Consider the following 281-nt stretch of genomic DNA (forward strand, 5'->3'; position numbering starts at 1 on the left):
GTGCACCAGCGGCCCCGTCTTTACGCGCCCTTCCGCCGACACCTGCCACAAGCTCAGCTGGTGCCCTTCCTTGCCGGCAAAACGGCTGTCGGTGTAATCGCCCGCGCCGTTCAGCAGGTAATAGGTGCTCTCGTTGCGATCGCGCGAGCTCTTGCTGTAGCTGTAGCTTGCGTTAAGCGTCCAGTCTTCGACGAGGTTGTACTGAAGCCCCGCCGTGTAAAGCTGGAGGTTCGTGTTCAGGTGCTGGTCCGGGCCGGAAAGGTCGCCGGTTCCGCCGCTCA

General features: G+C 62.6%; 1 protein-coding gene. It reads right to left on the reverse strand.

What is annotated here, in order from left to right; all coding sequences use genetic code 11:
- On the reverse strand, window positions 1-281 hold a 281-nt coding region (locus tag EN824_RS34875; RefSeq protein WP_210236412.1), incomplete at both ends, for a hypothetical protein.

The organism is Mesorhizobium sp. M8A.F.Ca.ET.181.01.1.1 (genome assembly GCF_004792025.1).
Classification (GTDB): Bacteria; Pseudomonadota; Alphaproteobacteria; order Rhizobiales; family Rhizobiaceae; genus Mesorhizobium.